This window comes from Priestia sp. YIM B13489, assembly GCF_042787645.1.
GTDB lineage: Bacteria > Bacillota > Bacilli > Bacillales > Bacillaceae_H > Priestia > Priestia megaterium.
Map to the genome: position 1 here is coordinate 43,419 of NZ_JBHZOQ010000045.1, position 22,973 is coordinate 66,391.

Annotated in this window: 2 protein-coding genes; both read right to left on the reverse strand. The window is 39.3% G+C overall.

Translation table 11 applies throughout. The features are described 5' to 3' along the window. Window positions 1-210: 210 nt before the first annotated feature. Window positions 211-21,465, reverse strand: a complete 21,255-nt coding sequence (locus tag ACFX4W_RS04980) for a carboxypeptidase regulatory-like domain-containing protein (RefSeq protein ID WP_377559078.1) — start codon at window positions 21,463-21,465, stop codon at window positions 211-213. A 257-nt stretch (window positions 21,466-21,722) separates the two neighbouring features. After that, on the reverse strand, window positions 21,723-22,736 hold the full coding sequence (gene galE, locus ACFX4W_RS04985; RefSeq protein WP_377559080.1) for a UDP-glucose 4-epimerase GalE: 1,014 nt from the start codon (window positions 22,734-22,736) through the stop codon (window positions 21,723-21,725). Window positions 22,737-22,973: the final 237 nt, after the last annotated feature.

Below are 22,973 nucleotides of genomic sequence, written 5' to 3' on the forward strand. Positions count from 1 at the left end.
AGTAAATTCAGACTTAATTTTTTTGTTCAAATTCTTGAATCAAATCTCCATAATGATAAAATGGTTGGTTCTAACTGGGCAAAGCAACTAGTTGTTTAAAGATTATCTTAAATGTCCCTATCTAATAAAAAAAAGTAAAAAAGCTAACTAAATTCGTTAGCTTTTTTACTTGTGTTTAAAACTGGAATTTTAAAAATATTTCCCTATAGATTAGATAACATCAAGTTGTACTAGCAACACTAAAAGTATTTGTAGCAAAATTTCAATACTTAATATAAATTCTGTGTCTGTAATTAGTATTGTAACGTCCTTAGAGTTGTCGATAGTAATCTCTTTATTAGTTATTTGCTCTATATTAGATCTTTTACTGTCGCTGTTTTCTCTAGAATAGTCATTAACATTTATATCATCAAATATGGAGTTGATCACGAATGAAATTACTAATTGCAAGCTTAGGTGGAGTGAAGTAGCAGTTTGCGTCTCTGTTAATTGAATTTTAACTCTGTAGGAATCTTTTATCCAGATTGAAGTTATATTTGTACTTATCTCAAATAATTGATCTAATATTTCTTGAACCACATTTCTTTGTTGAGGTGTTTTTTGAATCGGATTTTCTAGTTGAGGATCAATGGGTATTGGCCAAGGAAATCTTTGTTTTCTGATAAGAGTAAAATTGACTACTGCAGTCTCTCCTGATGTTAGGTTGACAACCTTCGATTCTGAAACGTAATTATTAGAACTAGCCTTCACCGTAAATACACCTGCTGGTAAGTTAAATATTGTGTATTTACCTTTAGCATCAGTTAGGGCACTAGCAATAAGATTTCCTTGATCATTAAACACTTCAATAAGAATATTAGCTAGCGGTATTCCAAGTTTTTTATCCAGAACAGTTCCAATAATACTAATTAGGTTTGAAGTTAAATATACATTAACTTCTGTAGTTTTATTTGCTACTATAGTTATTTGTTGAGTCTGTGGTATGAAGCCTTTAGAGGATATACGGAGTGGATAAGTGCCTGGCAGCAATCCTCTAATAGTAAAATTACCAAAACTGTCTGTACGATCAGTTGCAACTACATCTCCTTGACCGTTTAAAACTTCGACTAGAGCTCCTTGTATTGATTGCTCGGTTTCTTTATTAATTACTCTCCCAAAAATACTGCCAACATTTGAAGTAGGGGTTAGTAAAACTGAGACTGAAGTTATATCTCCTGCCATTACAACTACTTGCTTAATAGATGGAGCAAATCCTTCAGCAGATACACGGAGTGCGTAATTGCCTGGTGACAACCCTCTAATGGTAAAGTTCCCATCTTTATCGGTCCGGATGGTGGCAATCACTTTTCCTTGAGTATTCAAAACTTCCACTAAGGCTCCTTGTATTGGTTGCTGAGTCTCCGAGTTGGTTACCTGGCCGGTAATTGTTCCAAACTGATTAACGCGAACAAGTTGGAAATTCATAGGAACAAATACAAATTCACCCTCTCTAATGAGCGCTGTTTGCTGCTGATCTACATAATTAGTAGCACTAGCAAATACTGTATAAGTGTCTGACGGTAACCCCTGAACCACATACTGGCCATTTTCGTTTGTAAATACGAAAGTAACAAGTTGGCCTTGGCTATTTACAATGTCAATACGGGCATTTGAAATAGGTGTATTTGTTAAAGCGTCTACGACTTGACCTGCGATCGTACCTAAAACTGGAGAAGGACGTGTTAAGGAGAAATCTTTTTCGACTTTTTGATTAGGCGCAAATTCAATCTGTTCAGTTATTGAAGTATATCCAGGTGCTGATGCAGTAACTGTTAATAAGCCTTGAGGTAACCCTTCAATAATATATTGACCGTTTTGATTCGTTAATCCAAATGCAATTGGTACTCCAAAAGCATCAAATACTTCAACAAGTGCCCCGACAATAGGTGACCCTGTTTCGGCATCTATAACTCTTCCACTCAATGTTGCTGGGTTTCCTAATAATGAGAAATTTACAATTCCTACTTGATTTGGTACAAGAGTGATACCTTGTGTTTGTGCTTCAAAACTCACGTTGAGTGCAACCACTTGATAGAATCCAGGTGAAAGATCTGGAATGAAATAATTACCGTTAATATCCGTTTGTGTTGTGGCAATGACTACACCTAAGTTATTAATAACGCGGATTCTAGTATTAGTTAAGTCTTCCCCTGTAGTGTTATTTGTTACATTTCCTTGAATTATTGCAGATTGCTGTAGAAGCTGAAAGTTAAATGTGAGTGTTTGACCAGCAACTACAACTCCACTTAGACCTTGTGCTCCAAAACCCGATGCGGTAGCCACTGCAGAAACTTCACCTTCAGTAATACCTTGGATCACAAATTGCCCTAATGAGTTAGTAAGTGCGGTCACCACTAAAGGACCAGAAGCACTTTGATAGCGAATCGTTACGGAGGCTCCAGCAATAGGTGTGCTAGTTTGAGCATTTATAACTGTTCCTGAAATCGTTGCAAATAATGAATCCAATTGAACATCTAATATAGTCGTCTCATTTGCAATGATTGTAGAACCAGCAGCTAAACGTTCAAATCCAAGAGCACTAAATACGACTCGATAATTTCCTGGAGTAAGTCCGGAGATAGCATATTGACCAAAATTGTTTGTTATTACTGTACTAACAAGGCCGTTTGTGATGTCAAATACTTGAACTGTTGCTCTTACAATGGGCTGCCCATTTTCACCAATGGCGGAACCTATTAGAGAACCAGGCGATGGGTTTAAGGACAATGTAGTAGTACTCGTAATATTTGATTCTAAAATAATTCCTTTAGAATCAGCGCCAAAGCCTACTGAGTTAGCTGTAATAACTATAGATCCCGGAGGAAGGTTCTGAATAGTAAAGAAGCCATCCTCGCTAGTGGTTGTCACAGCAATAACTTCCCCATCATTGGAAGTAGCAGTAACAGATGCTCCTTGTATTCCTTCACCTGTAACTGAGTTAATTACTCGACCAGTAACTCTAGCTGGACTTGATTGCAATAAAAGGGTAGTAAACACGTTTCTATCAGCTTCTACATTAATTCCAACTGTACCATTAATGAAACCGGAAGCAGAAGCAACGATAATATAGTCTCCAGGTTCAACATTTAAGAAGGAGAAAGTTCCATCAGAACTTGCAGTTGTTGTGAAAATTAGAATACCATTTTGATTAAGCAATGAAACTGAAACATTAGATCCAATAATAGGTTGTGACAAATTATTTAAAACAACGCCACTTATTGAACCTGTGAGGCCTGTTAATACAAAATCTGTAATAGTTGTTGTATTAGATTGTACCAGGGCTCCTGCCGTTTTTGTTTCAAGTCCTGGCAAATTCACTGTTACAGCGTATGAGCCTGGAGCTAAGCTATTAACCTGGTAATGGCCTCCTTGATCAGTTACAGTTGATCCTATAATAATACCTGTAGATTCTAAAATTCGGACGGTAATGACGGCACCAGCTAAAGGATTTCCATTTATATTTGTGACTGTACCTGTTATTGATCCAGGGTTTGAAAGTAAAGTGAAATTAACATCTTGTCGAGATTCCCCTTGATTTAAGGTAATGCTGGACAACTGTGATTGGAATAGTTGAGCAGAAATAATAATTGTAAACGTTCCTGCTGGAATATTGCTAATTGCATACCGTCCATCGGGACCCGTTACACCAAACCCAATAATAGTCTCATTTTGATCTAAGATGCGAACAGAAGCATCATTAATTGGTGTGCCTTCAGTGGTTGTAACAATACCTGAAATAGAGGAAGGATTTGGTTGTAAAAATAGATTTGTAGTAGTTGTTTGATCTGAAATAACGGTGCTTCCAGATGAAGCACTTGCAAAATTAAATTCCGAGCTTACGATTGTATAGTTCCCTGGCTGCAATCCAACAAATTGATAGTTTCCTTGTTGATCAGCTACTGTGGTTGCAATAGGGGTTAAACTTTGATTTGGAAAAAGTTGAGCAATTGCACCAGGAATGGATTGATTTGTAACAGCATTGCGTATAGTGCCGTTAATGTTGCCTGGTTTTGATACTAGTACAAGGTTCACAGTAGCTAACTCGTCAGGCTCAACGTTAAAATTAGTGAATGCATTTTGGAAGTTTTGTTGGCTTGCTGTAATTTTATAAGTTCCTGGTGTAAAGCCTCTAATAAAGTAGTTTCCGTTATTATCTGTTTGGACTCGACGTACTAGCGAACCTTGTTCATCGAATAACTGTACTAGAGCGTTAGTAAGACTAATACCTGCTTCATCGGTAATTTTACCTCGAACGGACCCTGGAAGAGCCTTGAGTGTAAGGTTCACAGTTTCAACCTCTCCTGAATCAAGCAGTATTGAAATGGTTTCAGAACCAAATGTAGGAGGTCCACTAATAATAACTGTATATGAACCAGGCGCGATACCTGTTAGCTGGTAAAACCCATTTTGATCAGTTACCGTAGTAGCAACAATTGGACCTGCAGGACTTAAAGCGCGTATCACAACACTGACACCCGAAATTGGTTGGCTGCTTTCTACGGAAGTTACCGTTCCTTGGATTATTCCAGGATTTGGTGAAAGATTTGCTGAAATGACTGTAACTTCTCCAGCATTAATCATAAATTCTCTAAACTCACTTCCAAAATCAACAGCATTTATAACAGCTGTATACTGTCCAGGAGAAAGGTTTGACACAGTAAAAGCCCCTTGAGCATCTGTTACAACGGAAGTGACAAAAGAACGGTTTTGATCAAAAATTTGAATAATAGCACCTGGAATTGGTACTGTAGTTGATTCATTTGTGACTTGCCCTAATAGGCGTCCAGGGTTAGGTGACAATGATAAAAGTGTTGTAGTTGTATCCCCAGCAACTAAAGTAACTCCGATAGAGGAAGTTCCAAATTTTTGATTTTGAGCTGTGACAATAAATGAGCCAGCTGGTAGGTTCGAAATTAAAAAGCTTCCATTTTCTCCGCTTATGGCAGTTCCTATAACCACACCATTTGAACGTGTAATCACAATCAGGGATCCAGCTATTCCTTCTCTATTTTCTGCATTAACGACTTTACCTGTTAATGTTGCCGGTAGAGCCCCCAATCTAATTGTAGTTAATGTTTGTTCATTGGCACGGACAATAGCAGACACAGTATTAGAAGCAAACCCAGGGGCCGTTACATTTACTAAATAGGTTCCCGGTGATAAGTCAAGGGCATTAAATGTTCCATCAGAATTAGAAAGAATTGTTCGGATCAATACTAAATTTTCGTTATAGATTTTTACTTGAATGCTTTCTCCTGTAACTGGTATTCCTTGTTCACTTAATATCTGACCCTGGATGGTTCCTACTAGAGGTGAAAGAGCAGTATTTAGGACTGTTGTTATATTAGTAGTGATTTGTGCTCCTAACACAAAGTTGCCAAATCCATTTTCAAAAAAGGAAACGTTATACTCCCCTGGAGCAAGGTTTTGAATCATATAACGGCCGTCTACATTGGTAAAGGCGGTAGCTACTACTAATCCTAGAATATTTCGGATAGTAACTGTTACGCCAGGTAGAGGGGTTCCAGTTGACGAATCAGTGACAATTCCAGTTAGTGTGCCTGAATTAGCTAAAAGAATAAAATTAACTCCTGTTTGAATCTCCCCTGCAATCAACGTTAAACCGCTTGTAGTAGTTGAAAATCCAGTTTTTGTAGCAATAATTCCATACGTTCCAGGTGGCAATCCACCTACTGCATAAGCTCCATCTAAACCCGAAACACCTGTGCCTAAGACTGTTTCATTTTCATCTACGACTCTTATTGTCGCGTTCGATAGAGGATTACCATTTTGATCCGTAACTGTTCCTGAAACTGAGGCCGGATTAGGCTGTAACGAGATATTTGCTGTTGTTTGAACGTTTGGCAAGACTGTTGCACCAAGCACGCCGCGCGCAAAACTTGTGGAGTTAGCTGTCACAATATAGTCACCAGGTTCAAGACCATTAAAGCCATACACACCGTCTTCATCCGCTACGGTATTTGCTACTGGTATTAAACTCTGAGAAAGGAATAATTGAACAGTAGCACCAGCGAGAGGGAGTCCTGTTTGTGCATTTGTAATAGTACCATTTATTGATCCGGGATTTAGCTCTAACGGTACATTAATTATATTTGTTTGCCCCGCAGCTACCATAAATCCTATTGTTTGTCTTTGAAAGGATGAGTTAATAACAATCATTGCATAAGTTCCTGACTCAAGATTTTGTACTCTATATTGGCCATTAGGATCGGTCTGCATAACCGCTACAATAACTCCATTGTTATTAATTACACGAACAAACGTATTTGGTAAAGGCGCACCTGATGCTGCATTTGTTACTACTCCCTGAACAGCACCCGGATTAGGCGTTAATGCAAGCTTAACGGTTGATGAAGAGTTAGTAATTACCTCAACTGATGCTGCGCTAGTTCCAAAATTAGGAAGTGTTGCAATTACAGTATAAGTGCCAGGAGCAAGGTTAGGGATTGTAAATACTCCATTTCCATCTGTTGCTGAATTAGCGACCACTGGTCCTGCTGGAGAGAATTGTCGTACAACGACACCTACTCCACCGAGTGGCTGGCCGTTTTGTTGATTGAGGACTGTTCCCAATATGGTACCAGGGTTAGGTGTTAAACTGAAGTTTAAAATGATTTCTTGGTTAACGATAACGACTGCTTCTTGGGCAAGTGTTCCAAAACCTTGATTAGATACAAGAACTCTGTAAGTTCCAGGCGTAATATTTTCTAAAAGATACTGGCCATTTTGATCTGTTACGAGTGTAGCTACAAGAGCTCTTGTGAAATCAAATACTTGGACAGTAGCCCCTGCAATTGTTTCGCTGGTTTGGATGTTCCGAATGGTACCTGTTAAACTGCCTACTTCTGGAGTTAAGAAAAGTGTCACATTATTAGTAGAACCAGGGCCAAGTTGGACAGATGTAGAAGCAGAGCCTAAACCAGGCTGCGTTGCGGTAGCTGTAATTACTGCTGTATTTGGAGGGAGGTTCCGGATGATGAATTGGCCGTTAATATCACTTACAGCATTACCAAGAATAAGACCGTTAAGATCTGTTATAGTTACAATTACACCAGACAAAGATGCCCCAGTTTGTTTGTTAATAATTTGCCCCGTAACGGTTGCAGGATTGGGAGTGAGTGGCACGATAATATTTGTAGTTTGTTCAGCTGCTACACTGGCACTGGCAATGGCTGTGGCAAAATTTAGGGCTGTTACTTGAATTAAATACGTTCCAGGAATTAAATCAATAACATTAAAAGTCCCATCTGCATTCGCAAGAAGTGTTTTTAGTAAAATACCGCTTATATCAAATACTTGAATCTGAGTATTTGAACCCGTAATAGCGTTGCCTCTTAAATCCGTTATAGTTCCACTTACTGTTCCTGTTAGAGGAGGAAGGCTTAGATTTGCAGTAGCCGTTTGATTTGCTTGAACAATTGCTCCTATCGTCACTGTTCCAAAACCTGTACTTGATCCAACCACAGAATAGGTTCCAGGAGAAAGGCCAGCAATAAAGTAATTTCCATCTGTGTCAGTAGTATCAGTTGAGACTACGATATTTGTTCCACCAATCGTACGTACTATAGCAATTGCTCCGATGATTGGTTCCCCTGTCACACTATTAATTATTTTTCCAGAAAGATTTCCAGAAAGAGGATTAAGTTGTATGTTTACATTTGATAATATCTGTCCAGCTGTTACTGTTGCTGCCGTAAGTTGAGTTGCGAAACCTGAGGATGAGGCAATGATTGTTAGTGTACCTTCAGGTAGATTTGAAATAGCATAATTTCCATTCTGATCAGTAATACCGGTTCCTAAGACTGTTTCATTTTGATCCAGAATTTGAATAGATACATTAGAAATTGGTGCACCTTCGGGAGTTGAGACTGTTCCTGAAACTGTAGCAGGATTTGGGAACAATTGAATATTTGCGATTGTTGACTCATTTGAAAGAATTAAAGCCCCAGTGCCGCGTCTAGCAAAATTCGTAGCTGCAGCTACAACTTCGTACTCGCCCGGAGCTACCCCTGCGATTGTATATAAACCAGCTTGGTCGGTTACTGCTTGCGCAATAGGTGTTAGGCTCTGGGACGGAAAGACAAGAATAGATGCATTGGAAATTGGTCTACCTGTAAATGAGTCGGTAACACTTCCTGTCAATGTACCAGGGTTTGGTTGAAGAATAACGTTAACAGTGGTAAGTTGATCAGAGAAAATTTGAAATCCTACAGTCTTTCCTTGAAAAATAGACTTTGTAACTACTAACGTATAAAAACCCGGTGTGAGACCTGTGATATTAAAGGAACCAGCTTCGTTTGTTATTACCTCATTAACAATTGTTCCATCTTTTCGAATCACTTGTACTCTGGACTCTGGAATTGGCGATCCAGTGCCCGCAGCCGTTATTGTACCTTGAATAGTTCCTGGGTTAGGTGCAAGCCCAATATTCACTGTTGAAGATGTATTAGGAACGACAACAGTTGTAGCTGATGTAGTGCCTAAACTAGTTGCTTCGGCAATTATTGTATAGGTTCCAGGTGGTAAATTAATTGTTGAAAATTGTCCTTGAGTATTAGTTGTTGTATTTGTCACTATAGGTCCAGCTGGTGAGAATTGGCGAACTGTAATGATGGCACCTTGAACTGGGGCACCTGTTTGCTCATTAGTAATAATACCTGTAATTGTGCCTGGAAGAGGAGTAAGAGACACATCAGTAGATACTGTTTCGCCTGGTGTAAGAGTTAACGTTTGTGTCTCTGTTGCGAAGTTTGGTGTCGATATTATAATAGTAACTTCCCCTGATGGTAGGTTGGTAAGTTGAAAGTTTCCATTAAGGTCTGTTACAGTATTTGCCGCGATCTGCCCATTTACTACTGCTGTAACTGAAACACCTTTAAGTGACGTACTTGTTTGCTGGTTTGATACCTGCCCTGTTACTGTAGCAGGATTTGGTGTTAATAGAATGGTAACATTGGCAGTTTGATTAGCTACAACTACGGTAGAAACAGTGTTCACTCCAAAGTTAGGAGCTTCTGCACTGACGAAATAAGCTCCTGGTGCTAAATTTGAAATGGTAAATGTACCGTTAGGTAACGCTGTTATTGATTGTATCAGGAGTTGATTCTCGTCAAATAAACGGACAAAGATATTCGATCCTGTAATCGGATTTCCACTCGTATCGCTTACCAAACCTGAAATATTTCCTGTATCTAAAATAAGGGTGAAATCTGCATTTGTTGTTTGGTTACTAAATACTGTAACTACTTTTGTTTGTAGTCCAAATCCTAGTTGGTTAATTGTGACAGAGTAAGATCCTGGACTAAGATTTGAAACCACATAGTTCCCTTGTTGGTCTGTATTTGCGACTTGCACCGCTATTCCACCAACAGCTTGAAGACTACGAACTGTTACAGTGGCTCCAATAACAGGATTACCAGTAGCGCCACTGACAACTTGCCCCGTAATGTTACCTGGGTTTGCTTCAAGAGGAATATTTACACCTGTTAAAAATTGTTCCGGTCCAACGGTAATTCCCTGGTTACTTGTTCCAAATCCAGGTGCTGATGCCACAAGGATATACGTTCCAGGCGCAATATTACTAATTGTATAAGCACCACTGATATCCGTTGCTCCAATTCCAACAACATTCTGGTTTCTGTCAAGTAAGCGTAATGTAGCATTGGAGAGGGGATTTCCTGAAAAATCAGTAACTTGCCCAGAAATAGACCCAGATAGAGGAGCTAATGATATTGTAATATTTGTAGTATCTCCAGGTGTTATTGTAGCTCCTACGACTACAGAACCAAAGTTTGTAGCTCTGGCTAACACGTTATATTCTCCAGGTTCTAGACCTCTTACAATGAAACTTCCATTTTGATTGGTAATTGCATTCTCAATAGGAATAAGATTTCCTGTAGAGAATAGTTGTACAACTGCTCCAGACAAAGCCACACCTGTTTGTAAATCACTTACTGTTCCAGTAAGTATTCCAGGGTTAGGGGCTAATGAAATATTTTGAGTAATGGTCTGATTCGGTTCAATTGAGAAGCCAACTGTTTCGCCTTGAAATTCAGGATTTGTAGCTATAAGGCTATATGTTCCAGGCGCTAATCCTTGCGCTTGGAAATTTCCGCTAATGTCCGTCTGGGTAACAGCAATCGTAATCCCATTAACATCAACTACTCGTATAAGTGTATTTACTATAGGTTGCCCCGTTTGCTCACTCGTAATGACACCTTGAATGATTCCGGGATTTGGAGGTAAATTTACTAAGACAGTGGATACCTGATCTGACTGCACTAAGGTTGAGGAGGCCTGCGATCCAAAGTTTGGTTCAGAGACAACAATAGTATAAGCCCCTGGCGTGAGGTTAAGAACAGTGAATTGGCCTCGAGAATCAGTTGTAGTGGTAGCTATAATAGGGCCTACCGGAGAGAATTGGCGTACTGCAATACTTGCCCCTGCAATAGGCGAACCAGTTTGCTCATTATAGATTACCCCTGTAATTGTTCCAGGATTAGGAAGAAGTGTGAAATTTAACTCCGTTACAGCCTCTGGATTTACTTGAGTGTCTCCTGATACTGAACCAAAATTTTGTATAGTTGCAATCACTCGATATGAACCTGGTGATAAAGTCTGAATTTGATAAAATCCATTCTGATCTGTTTGTACGGTAACAACAAGAGCTCTTGTTGAATCAAAAATTTGTAAAGTAGTTCCAGGTATTACTTGCCCGGTTCTTTGATTGATAACTGTTCCCTGAAGGATTCCGGGATTTGGCGTTAAAGTAAGTGTCGTTGTTCCTTCTCCTCCTGGTGTAAGGATGACGGCTTTTGAATCACTTCCAAAGGTTTGGGCTACTGCTGAAATAATTAAAGTATTGGGAGGCAAATTATTAATTGTAAAATTGCCATCTAAGCCACTTGTTCCAGATCCAACAACGATGCCATTAGAGTCCGTTACTGTTAAAATCGCACCGTTGATTGGCAAGCCTGTCGCAACATTAAGGACTTGCCCCTTAATAGATGCTGGGTTAGGTGTTAGTAAAATATTTAACTCATTTGTTTGATCGGAAACAATCACTATACTAGTAGTTTGAGCTGCAAAATTAGGGGCTGTCACTAATAAGTTATAGCTGCCTGGAGGTAAATCCAGTACTGCAAATGTCCCATCCGACTGGGCAAGTAATGTCTTTAATAAAGTCCCTCCCTGATCAAATACCTCAATTTGCGTGTCTGTTCCGAGAATAGGACTACCCTGTAAGTCTGTAATGACACCTGTGATTGCCCCCACATTTGGTACTAGAGCAACATCGGTATTAGTTGTGATATCACTTTGGACAATTGCTCCAACGTTTGAAATACCAAATCCATTTGCAGTTGCCAATACGGTATATATTCCAGGAGCTACACCGGTAATAAAATACGTACCATTTTCATCGGTAATATCAAATCCGACAATTAAGCCAATCCCTCCACTAGTACGAAGGAGAACAATCGAACCTACTATAGGATCTCCCGTTTGTCCGTTAGTAATTTGGCCTGTTATAATTCCTGGATTTTCAGTGAGTCCAAGGCTTACATTTTCTAAACCACCAGCGCCAAGAGTGACTCCACTAACTTGACTTGAAAAGGTGGGAGCAGTGACAATAATAGTTTGAGAACCAGGTGGTAAATTACTAATTACGTAATTTCCATTTTGATCCGTCAAGGCTGTTCCTAATACTGTTTCATTTTGGTCAATGACTCTTACAGTGGCATTTTCAATGGGATTTCCCTGTGAATCCGTTATTGTTCCACTAATAGTGGCAGGGTTCAATGATAGTTGAAGGTCTGCCCTCGTCGTTTGATCAGCGGGCACAATTGCTCCCGTGGCAGCACGCGTATAGTCACGTGCAGTGGCAACTACGATATATTCGCCTGGTGCAAGACCAGGAATTTGATACGTACCAATCTGATTGGTAACTGCATTGGCAATAGGAATAAGACTTTGAGCAGGGAAAACCTGAACTGTAGCTCCGTCTAATGGTAATGCTGTTTGATTATCAGTAACTCTTCCACTGATAAAACCAGGATTTGGTTGGAGGGCTACATTAACTTCATTAATATCTCCTGACGCAATGATAAATCCTACACTTTCCCTTTGAAAATTAGGCGAGACAGCAATTAATAAATATTCTCCCGGTGATAACCCTTCTACTCTATAGGCTCCTGTTGTATCAGTTTGAACCTCCTGTATAATCACTCTGTTATTATCTAAAACCCGTACAAATGCATTAGTTAAAGACTCACCCGTTTGCTCATTGCTAATTATTCCTTGAACAATACCGGGATTGGGAACTAAAGAAACAGAAACCGCTGAAACAGCATCTGACTCCACAAAAACGGAAGCAGCTTGACTTCCAAAATCAGGATCGAGAGCAACTACCGCGTATGATCCGTGTGCTAAGTTATTTATAACAAATTGCCCGTTTTGATCTGTTGACAGGGACGCAATAATTGGTCCAGTAGGTGAAAACTGGCGAATAATGATAGAGACGCCTAAAAGTGGTTCTCCTGTTTGACGGTTGGTAATTGTTCCTTGAATTGTACCTGGGTCAGGTGGCAAGAAGAAGTTTAAAACTGTTTCTTGATTTACACTTATAGTTACCTCTTGAACAATAGCACCATAACCCTTAGCTGTTGCAATCAAACGATATAAACCTGGAAAAAGATTAGGAACTTCATAGAATCCAAACGTATCAGTCACAACTGTAGCGATCATCCCTCTTGTAAAATCAAAGACTTCAAGGGTTACTCCGGCAATAGGTTGTTCTGTCTGTTCGTTAAATACAGTTCCTCTTAGTACTCCTACAGAAGGTAATAAACCAATATTTGTTTCGGTTGATTGACCGGGAGTAAGAATAATAGATTGAGAACTGCTGCCATAATTATCAGCCGTAATTGAAATAACAAGCGTTTGAGATGGTAAATTATTCACAACAAATGAACCATTTTGATCCGTAACTGTGCCTCCAACAACAATTCCATTCGGCAAAGTAACTGTTACCATGGCTCCGCCGACAGGCTCTCCTGTAGTTTGGTTAATAATTTGCCCAAATATTGAAGCTGGATTTGGTTGTAAAACAGCAGTCACATCTGTAGTTTGTTCAGACACTATATTTGCACTTAATGTATTAGTTGCAAAGTTAGGTGCAGTAACCGTTAATCCATACGACCCTGGCGCCAGATCTAATATTGTAAACGAACCGGTATTATTCGCTGTTAGAGATTTAAGAAGTGTTCCATTTTGATCAAATACTTGAATTTGAATATTGTTACCCGTAATTGGATTGCCTTGTGGATCAACCACTGTACCGGTAACGGAACCAGTGAGTGGAGTTAATAAAACATTTGCAGTAGCTACAGTATCGCTAATAATTATTACTCCCACTGTGTTTGTTCCAAAGCCTGGCTCAGTAGCTGTTACTAGATAGGATCCGGGTGAAAGGTTATCTAACCGATAGTTTCCTTGCAAATCCGTCGTTGTGTTAGCAACGATAATAGAGGTAGCACCTGCACGACGAATGATAACATTGGCACCCGCAATTGCTTCTCCTGTCTGTTCATTAACAACTATTCCATCAAGGGATCCTGGATTTGGTGTAAGTTGCGAGCTGAAATCCGTTATTAGTTCACCTGGACCAAGAGTAATGCCAATTAATTGATTGCTGAATCCATCAGCAGAGATAATAACATTTTGGAATCCTGGAGGGATGTTGCCAATTGTGAAAAGGCCATTTTGATCAGTAATACCGGTCCCAAGTAGATTTTCACTTTGATCAACAATTCGAATTATAGCTCCAGGGATAGGAATTCCATCAGGTGTACTAATAGTTCCACTTACTGTTGCCGGATTAGGCAGCAGAAGAAGATTTGCGACTGTTGTTTCATTTGAAAATACGGTAGCACCTACGACTGCTCTTGCGTAATTTTGGGCATTAGCAACGACAGTGTACTCTCCTGGTTCCAAGCCAAGTACGTTGTAAGAACCACTTTGGTCTGTCACTGCACTTGCAATTGGAATCAAACTTTGTGAAGGGAAAACTTGCACTGCTGCCCCTGCTAAAGTAGTACCAGATTGAATATCAAAAATTGTCCCTGTAATAAATCCAGAATTTGGTTCTAAGGCAGCGTTAAGCGTATATAAATCCCCTGCTCCTACCCTAAAGCCAAATGTTTGACTTTGAAAGACAGCATTTAAAAATACAATTGTATATGTGCCAGGTTTTAATCCTTGAAGGCTATAGTTTCCATTAATATCTGTTTGAATCACTGCTACTAAAGCTCCGTTATTATCAATAACGCGAACTTGTGTATCCACAAGCGGTGTACCGGTTTGGATGGAAGTGATCTGTCCCTCTATTGTTCCTGGATTCGGTGTTAAAGCAAGTGAAACAGTCGAAAGTACATTGGATTGAACTAATGCGGTAGCACTTTGTGCTCCAAAATTTGGATTGTAAGCTGTTACTGTATACGTACCAGGCTCAAGATTTAAAACAGTAAATTGGCCGCTACTATCTGTTGCTATTGTTTGCACAATAGGTCCAGTAGGTGAAAATTGTCGAACAACAATAGTTGCTCCAACGATAAATTCTCCTGTTTGCTCATTCACTACTGTACCAAAAATAGAACCAGGATTTGGAGCTAGACTCAAATTAACAATAGTTGTTTGATTTGAGAACACTTGAGCATCTTGTATGTTGCTTCCAAAATTGTCGGCACTGGAAACTACTTGATAAAGACCCGGGGTAAGACCTGCAAATTGGTAAAAGCCATTGCTATCTGAAACAACAGTGGCTACAAGTCCAGAAGTGAAATCAAATATCTGGACAGTTGCTCCGGCGGTGATTTCTCCAGTTTGCTCGCTTGTAATGATCCCATTTATGGTACCAGGATTTGGTGCCAGACTTAACGTAGTAGTAACAGTCTCTCCTGAAGTTAAAATAACAGAACGAGATGATGAACCGAAATCAGGTGCTACTGCTGAAACAGTAACAGTGGTAGGGGGCAAATTTAGAATAGAAAAGTTTCCATTGCTATCCGTGACTGCACTACCAATTGGTAGACCATTAATTTTGGTAATAGATACTATGGCGTTAGTAACCGCGTCCCCTGTTACTTCGTTAATGACTTGACCGCTTATCGTTCCCGGGTTCGGTGTTAGAGGAACAGTAAGCGTTGTAATTTGATTAGCAGTCACAACGGCCCCAACCGTAGTAGCTTCAAAGTTTGGTGCTAAGATGGTTAATTGGTATGATCCAGGCGGTAAATTATTTATTAAGAAAGAACCATCAGACTGTGCGACTAATGTTTGAAGCAATAGACCACTTTGATCAAATACCCGAAGTTGAATATTAGAGCCTGTGACTGGAATTCCTTGAATATCAATTATATTTCCAGAAATCGTTCCCATCAGAGGAGATAAAGTTATATTTGCTTGCGTGACTTGATCACTGACTACGATTGCTCCAACGGTATTAAGAGCAAAGTCAGTAGCAGATCCAGTGACTGTGTAAGAGCCGGGTTTTAAACCTGTTACGGTATAATTTCCAACTTCATCGGTTGCCGTTGAGGATACAACTACAGAGATACCAGCAACAGTTCTGACAATGGCAATTGCTCCTACAATTGGCGTGCCTGTGGAAGCACTCACTATTTGCCCAGTAATACTACCAGGATTAGCTGTTAAGACAAAATCAGTGCCTGTTGCTACTTGACCTGGAGTCAAAGTGACCCCTCCAAGTTGAGTGGCGAACCCTGGAGCAGTAACAATAATCTTTTGATTTCCTTGTGGTAAATCAGTAACAGAATAGTTTCCAAGTTCATCTGTAACGACTGTGGCAAGTACGGTTTCATTTTGATCAAGTATCCTTACAGTAGCATTTGGAATAGGAGATCCAGTGTCGGATGTAATAGTTCCCGAAACGGTTGATGGATCTGGAGTCAAAATAATATCTGATGAAATTGTTTGATTGGAAAGTACAGTGATACCAGTAGACGAAGAGGCATAGGTCCCAAATGAAGCAGTGAGAGTATACGCTCCAGGAGATAAACCCGTTAAAAAATATTGACCTGTACTATCCGTTACTAATGTAGCAATAGGGGTTAAGCTTGAAGCAGGGAAAATACGAACTGATGCACCAATGAGTGGAGCTAATGTTTGAGAATCAAATATTTGCCCTGTTATAGCTCCAGGATTGCTAACTAATTCTACATTTACCACAGACGTTTCACCCGGTTCAGAAATAAAGCTTACTGTCTGGGATTGGAATAGTGGATTAATAAAAGATAGTGTATATTGGCCAGCACTAAAACCAGTTATTTGATAGAAACCATTAATGTCTGTTTGAGCCTGTGTAATAAAAATTCCATTATTGTCAATGAGTTGAACAAGAGTGTTAATTAGTGGCTCACTGGTGTCTTGATTAATAATATTTCCTTGAATGCTTGAAGGTAATTGTTGCAAGTTAAAATTAAGATTAATTGTTGCCCCAGGTGTAAGTGTGACGGACGATGACTGAGAACTATAGTCCGGATCAATAATAATGACAGTAAAACTACCTTGTGGGAGGTTGGAAAGTATATAAGATCCATTTGAGTCAGTTTGTGTAGTAGAGATAATAGGGCCTGTAGAAGTGAACTGACGAACGATAACATCAGCACCAACTATTGGTTGGCCAGTTGTTATATCAATGACCTGCCCTGTAATAGACGATGGATTTGGCTCTAAAGCAAAGCTTGCGATAGACTGTGTATCAGCAATAATCGTAAAGCTGATAGTTCCACTTGTAAACCCTTGTGAAGTGGCTATTGCCGTATACTGCCCAGGTGCCAAACCGGAAACAAGAAATTCTCCTGTTGGATCAGATGCAACTGAAACGACAGCTGCGCCGGTTTGATCGAATACTTGAATACTTGCAGCTGGGAGTTGTTCCCCATTAATACGATTAACGATAAAACCGGAAACACTTCCAGGATTAGAGGTAAGCGTAAGGGTTGTATTTGTTGTCTGACTAGCATTTAAAATAACCGCTTTAGAATCTGTTCCGAAATTTTGTGCATTTCCCGTTACTATAAAAGGACCTGCTGGCAAATCTTCTAGAATAAATGTTCCATCTTGCCCTGATGTTGTTTTTCCTACTAACAGCCCGGTATTCGGATTAATAACTGATATAATGCTTCCAGGTATACCTGTAAGCGTTTGTTCATTAATGACCTGCCCTGTTAATATTGATGGAGAAGGTTTAAGTGGTACAAACGTGGAAGTCTCTTGGTCCCTGAGAACTTGAACACCAACTGTGTTTGCCTGAAATCCAGGAGCTGTAGCATTAAGAATGTAATTACCGGGGGTAATATTCGAGAATACAAATGTTCCATCAGGTTGAGCAAGTTCTGTGAGTAACAGCACGCCATTTTGATCAAGAAGTCGAATTTGTAAATTCTGCCCGTTAATCGCGGTTCCTGCAGAATCGATGAGTTGCCCACGAATTGAGCCAGGTAGTTCACTGAGTTTGATATTAGCTGTCGATGTTAAATCACTAGTAACCAATGCGCCTACAGTCTTTGTGCCAAATCCTGGAGACGACGCTGTTATAGTATAGCTGCCAGGCGCAAGCCCTTGAACTAAAAAGTTTCCTGAAGAATCTGTAGTAACAGTAGCAATGGCAGTACCTGATCCAACAGTCTGTCGAATTATAACACTTGTATTTGTTAACGGTTCTCCATTTGTCTCGTTTGTAATAAGGCCGCTGATTCCACCAGGATTAGGAACGAGACTAAAGTCTATGTCTGTAATGACATCGCCGGGTTGTAGGGTAATTCCGCCAATTTGACTACCGAAATTTGGCGCAGTTACCACAGTAGTAAAAGAACCTGGTGGGAGATTTCCGATTGAATAATTTCCATTACTATCCGTTCCGGCTGTTCCAATAATGGTATCATTTGCATCTAGAACCTGAACTATTGCATTGGGAATTTCATTTCCATTTATATCCGTAACAACTCCTGCAATAGATGCAGGGTTTGGAGGGAGTATAAGATTCACCGTGGTTGCTACATTTGAGGAAACTAAGGCCCCTGCCGATTGAGTTATAAAGTTAGGACTTTGTGCTTTTACAATATAACTACCAGGAGCTAGATTTAGAAACTGATAGTTTCCATTATTATCTGCAATTGTACTTTGTATAAAGATATTGTTCGTATTATAAAGTTGAACAACTGTATTCGGCTGATTTGGAGATATGTTTCCAATAATAGTTCCAGGTGAAGGAGATAAAGCTATAGTCGCAGTTGTGGTAGCATCTGCTAAAACAATTGCACCTGTAACATTAGATTGAAAGTCTGTGGCCCTTACTACGATGTTATAACTTCCAGGTGGTAGGCCTTCAATTGTGTAATTTCCTTGACTATCTGTTAAAACAGTCTGTAATTGGACGTTATTCTGATTAACCACACTTATTGTGGCACCACCAATAGGATCGCCTGTTATTATATTTACAACTTGCCCAGTAATATATCCAGGACTTGGGATAAGCGAAATCTGAATGTTCGGCTGACTTCCTGGAAGCACGTTCACGGATGCAAAGTTTGTTTGGAAATTAGGAGCCGTTGCAAAAATAGTATAGGTACCTGGAGCAAGTTGAGGAACTTCAAAAACACCTTGCTGGTTAGCTAATACATTTGCAACAACGGCACCATTTCCATCTAAGACTCGCACTTGTATTTGTGCACCTGCAATTGATTCTCCTGTTTGTTGATTTAGAATTGTTCCAGTAACAGTAACGGGACTAAATGCAAGCGTGAAATTCAAAGTAGTCGTCTGATTAGATTGAATAGTAGTACCTTGACTTGAAGTTTGAAGGTTAGGAGCTGTTGCAGTTACTATATAGGTTCCAGGGGCTAAATTAGGGACGGTATATAGTCCGCTTTGATCACTTGCCGCACTTCCGATTACTGCTCCTCCAGTATTAGTTCTTATGTTAATAACTGCCCCTGAAACTGTATCACCATTTGTATCAATAATTGTTCCAGTTAAAACACCTGGATTAGGAATAAGAGTAAAATTGACAGTCGTTGTTTGAAAGGCAGAAACCTGGGCTCCCTTTACTTGAGATTGAAAGTTTTGCGAGAGTGCATTTACTGTATAATTGCCTGGAGCCAAGTTAGGAATGGTATACGTTCCTGCTTCATTAGTGTTAACAGAGGCTACTAAGTTGTTATTTAAAAATACATTGATAACTGTACCAATAAGAGGAGCACCTTCATTATTTGTTACCGTTCCAGTGATAACACCTACATTTTGGTTTAAAGCTGTGGAAAGTGTGGTTGTTGTATTAGCTCTAACAACTGTGCCGACGGTCTGACTTGCATACCCCTGCTGTCCAAATGTTACAGTGTAGGTCCCAGGAGCTAGATTTGCAATAGTATATTGTCCCTGGGCATTGGTCGTGGCTGTTGCAATAGTAACGCCAGCTTGATTCACCACGTTTACAGATGCCGCTATAAGAGGATTACCTGTTTGGGCATCAGTTAAAGTACCTGTCAGAGTGCCAGGAGATGCTTGAAGGACGATATTTTGAGTTGTCGTCTGTCCTGCTTGAATAGTAAAACCTAGTAATGAAGTTTGGAAGTTTTGAGCGGTCGCTCTTAATCGGAGCGTGCCAGGAGCAAGTTGGTTGATTGTATACTGTCCTTGGGCGTTTGAAGTTGCGGTCGAAATCACATTACTGCCTGAATCAAGTACTTCTATAACAGCACCTTCAATTGGTGTACCTGCAGAACTTGTAATTGTTCCTGTCACTGTTCCTGGTGAAGGGATTAAAGTAAAGTTTGAAACAGTTGTTTGCCCAGAATTAATAGTGACCCCTCGGCTTTGTGATTGGAAGTTTGACGCGCTTACTGTTATTGAATACTGTCCTGGAGTAACATTGGGAATTGTATATTGTCCTTGAGTATTAGTTGTAACTGTCGTAATAACAGTGTTAAATTGATCAATTAATCTAATTGTTGCTCCATTTATTGGCGTTCCATCTTGAGATAATACGGTGCCTGTAACATTTCCAGGTTGAGGCTGTAAAATCACGTTTAAACTTTGCGTTTGTCCAGCAGTAATCGTTGTTGTACGCGTTGCTATAATAAAGCTTGAAGCTGCAAAATTTAGATTGTAGGTACCTGCAGCAAGTTGGATAAAGCTATAATTTCCTTCCGTGTTAGTTGTAGTTGTAGATATTAATACATTGCTTTGGTTGCGAAGTTCTATAGTAACTCCGCTAAGAGGTAAACCAGTCTGCCCAGAGGTTACCTTTCCCGTGATTGCTGCAGCTGCAGCTACCGTTACGTCATTAGCAGCCGTAACCGGAGTCAGTTGAGAGCCGGTAAAGTTGTCAGTGGCAGAAACAGTAACTGTGTTTAGCCTTCTTGTGCCCGCTGTAGAAAATGTCCCTACCACTGTATAAGTTAGCGTAACACTCTGTCCCGCAGTGAGGTTGCCGATATTCCATGTCAATGTCTTATTAGTCGTATTAAGAGTAGCAGAACCACTTGAAGGTGTAATATTACTTACACTTGATAGCTGATCGATACCAAAGACATCGTTTGCGACTACGCTCCTTGCTATATCTCGGCCTGTATTTGTTACTGTTATCCTTTGGATCCATGTTGTTAAGGAACCTGTTAAGAGAGAGGTTGGACCGGAGGTAATCGTTTTAGTTACAGTCAAAGCTGCCCGAACATCTACAGCTGTTGGGGGAGTTGGATTTGTTATTGATTGAACAAATTGAAAATTCTCACCAGCTTGTAAAGAATCTTTATTATAATTATTTGCATTTGTAGAAGTGAAAATGACTAATCCAATTGGAGTTGAAGCGGTAATTCCAAGAAGTGAGAAAAAATTTGCAACTGGGAATTGAAAATCTATAAAATAATCAGGGTTTCCACCAAAATTTGATCCATCATTGGTTAATGTAGCTCGAGCTACATCAAAATTGACAATTGGACGCGAAAAATTGGGGGCTCCACGTCCATCTGTTCCTTCTGCAGGATCATTCCATGAATTATAAACCCGTGTCGTATTTTTAATTAAATTTATAGTATTATCTAGCCCGTTAATATTAGCAAGCCAGTCATAGACTCCAGAATCTCCCGAAGTATTAATAAGTACTCCCCAACCATAATTCGCAAATCCGGTTAATTTGGAGTTTCTCGGATCCTCATTAACACGAATTCTAAAATAAACATTTGTTGCATCATATGCAAAGAATGCTGCAGGAAATTGCGTGTTGCCTACGAGGTCAGTTGAAGCAGGAGATTGGTCCCCTACCATATCAAATATAGGTTGATCCCCTATCAATATGGGCTGAAATTGGCTGTTTGAGGGAAAAGCCATTGTATTACCTCCTTACATAAATTAACCTTACATTTTATTAGGCTAACAACTAAGATGTTACAATTTAGAACCGGATATAATAGTAATTTCGTGCATAAGGAGGCCTGATTTTATACAAAATAATCTTTAATAGAAAATTGTTCTCTCTTAAAAAACAATTATTAAGATATGTATAAATAAAAAAACGACTTCAAAATACAAACTTTGTAAATGAAGTCAGAGAATAATTTGAATTATATTTTTAGTTATTAAAGGTTTTATTCTATATAGCCATTTGGGTTGTTCTTCTGCCAATTCCAGGAGTCTCGACACATATCGCTGAGATTTTTGCTTGGTCGCCATCCTAGCATTTCTTTAGCTTTAGTCGTATCTGCATAACATTTATCAATATCTCCAGCTCTCCGGTGGGTGAAATTATACGAAATTTTTTGAGATGTTATATTTTCGTAACTCTTAATAAGGTCGATTACACTATATCCAACTCCTGTTCCGAGGTTAAATACATCAATGCCTGTAGTTCCAAGAACTCTCTCTAAAGCTTTTATATGCCCCTTCGCCAAATCTACAACATGAATGTAATCCCTTATCCCTGTCCCATCGTGCGTATTATAGTCTTTGCCGAATACATTAACCTTTTCTCTTTTTCCTATCGCAACTTGATTAATATAGGGCATTAGATTATTTGGAATGGCAGAGGGATCTTCCCCTATCCTTCCGCTTTCATGCGCTCCAATTGGATTGAAGTATCTCAAAAGGCTAATACTCCAATTATGATCTGAAATATATAAGTCACTTAAAATTCCCTCAATAATCAATTTTGTTCGTCCGTAAGGGTTTATTGGTCCTAGTGGAGAATCCTCAGTAACTGGTACATGTTTTGGTATTCCATAAACGTTTGCAGATGAGCTAAATATTAGTTTTTTAACATTGTGTTTTTTCATTATTTGACAAAGAATTAAGGTCCCAGTGACGTTATTATGATAATAATGAAGGGGAATTTCTATTGATTCATTAACAGCTTTTAGTGCAGCAAAATGAATAACGGCGTCAATCTTATTTTCAGAGAAAACCTTCTCTACAGTTTTTTCATCAAGTAAATCTCCATTGTAGAATTTGAAATCTTTTTTAGCTAATTCGGATACCCGTTTCAATGATTCAGGTTTGCTATTAGAAAGATTATCTATTACTACAATCTCATAGCCGGCATTGAGGAGTTCAAAACAAGTGTGACTCCCGATGTATCCAGCTCCTCCGGTTACCAATATACTCACAGATATTCCTCCGTATGCTCCTTTGATTTTGTATGTTGTAAGAGAGTTTGTAAACCTAACAATCCCAGATTATTACAAACAGGATTAGTGCTGATTGTTTATAATGTCAGGTTCTAAAAGAATGGTGTATCCTTATCTTTTATGCATTGAATTCTCTAGTATATTAAATGCTTAATTATGTATTTTTGCTTGGACAAACTTACTACACTTTCAAGATAATTTAACCGTTATTATGGC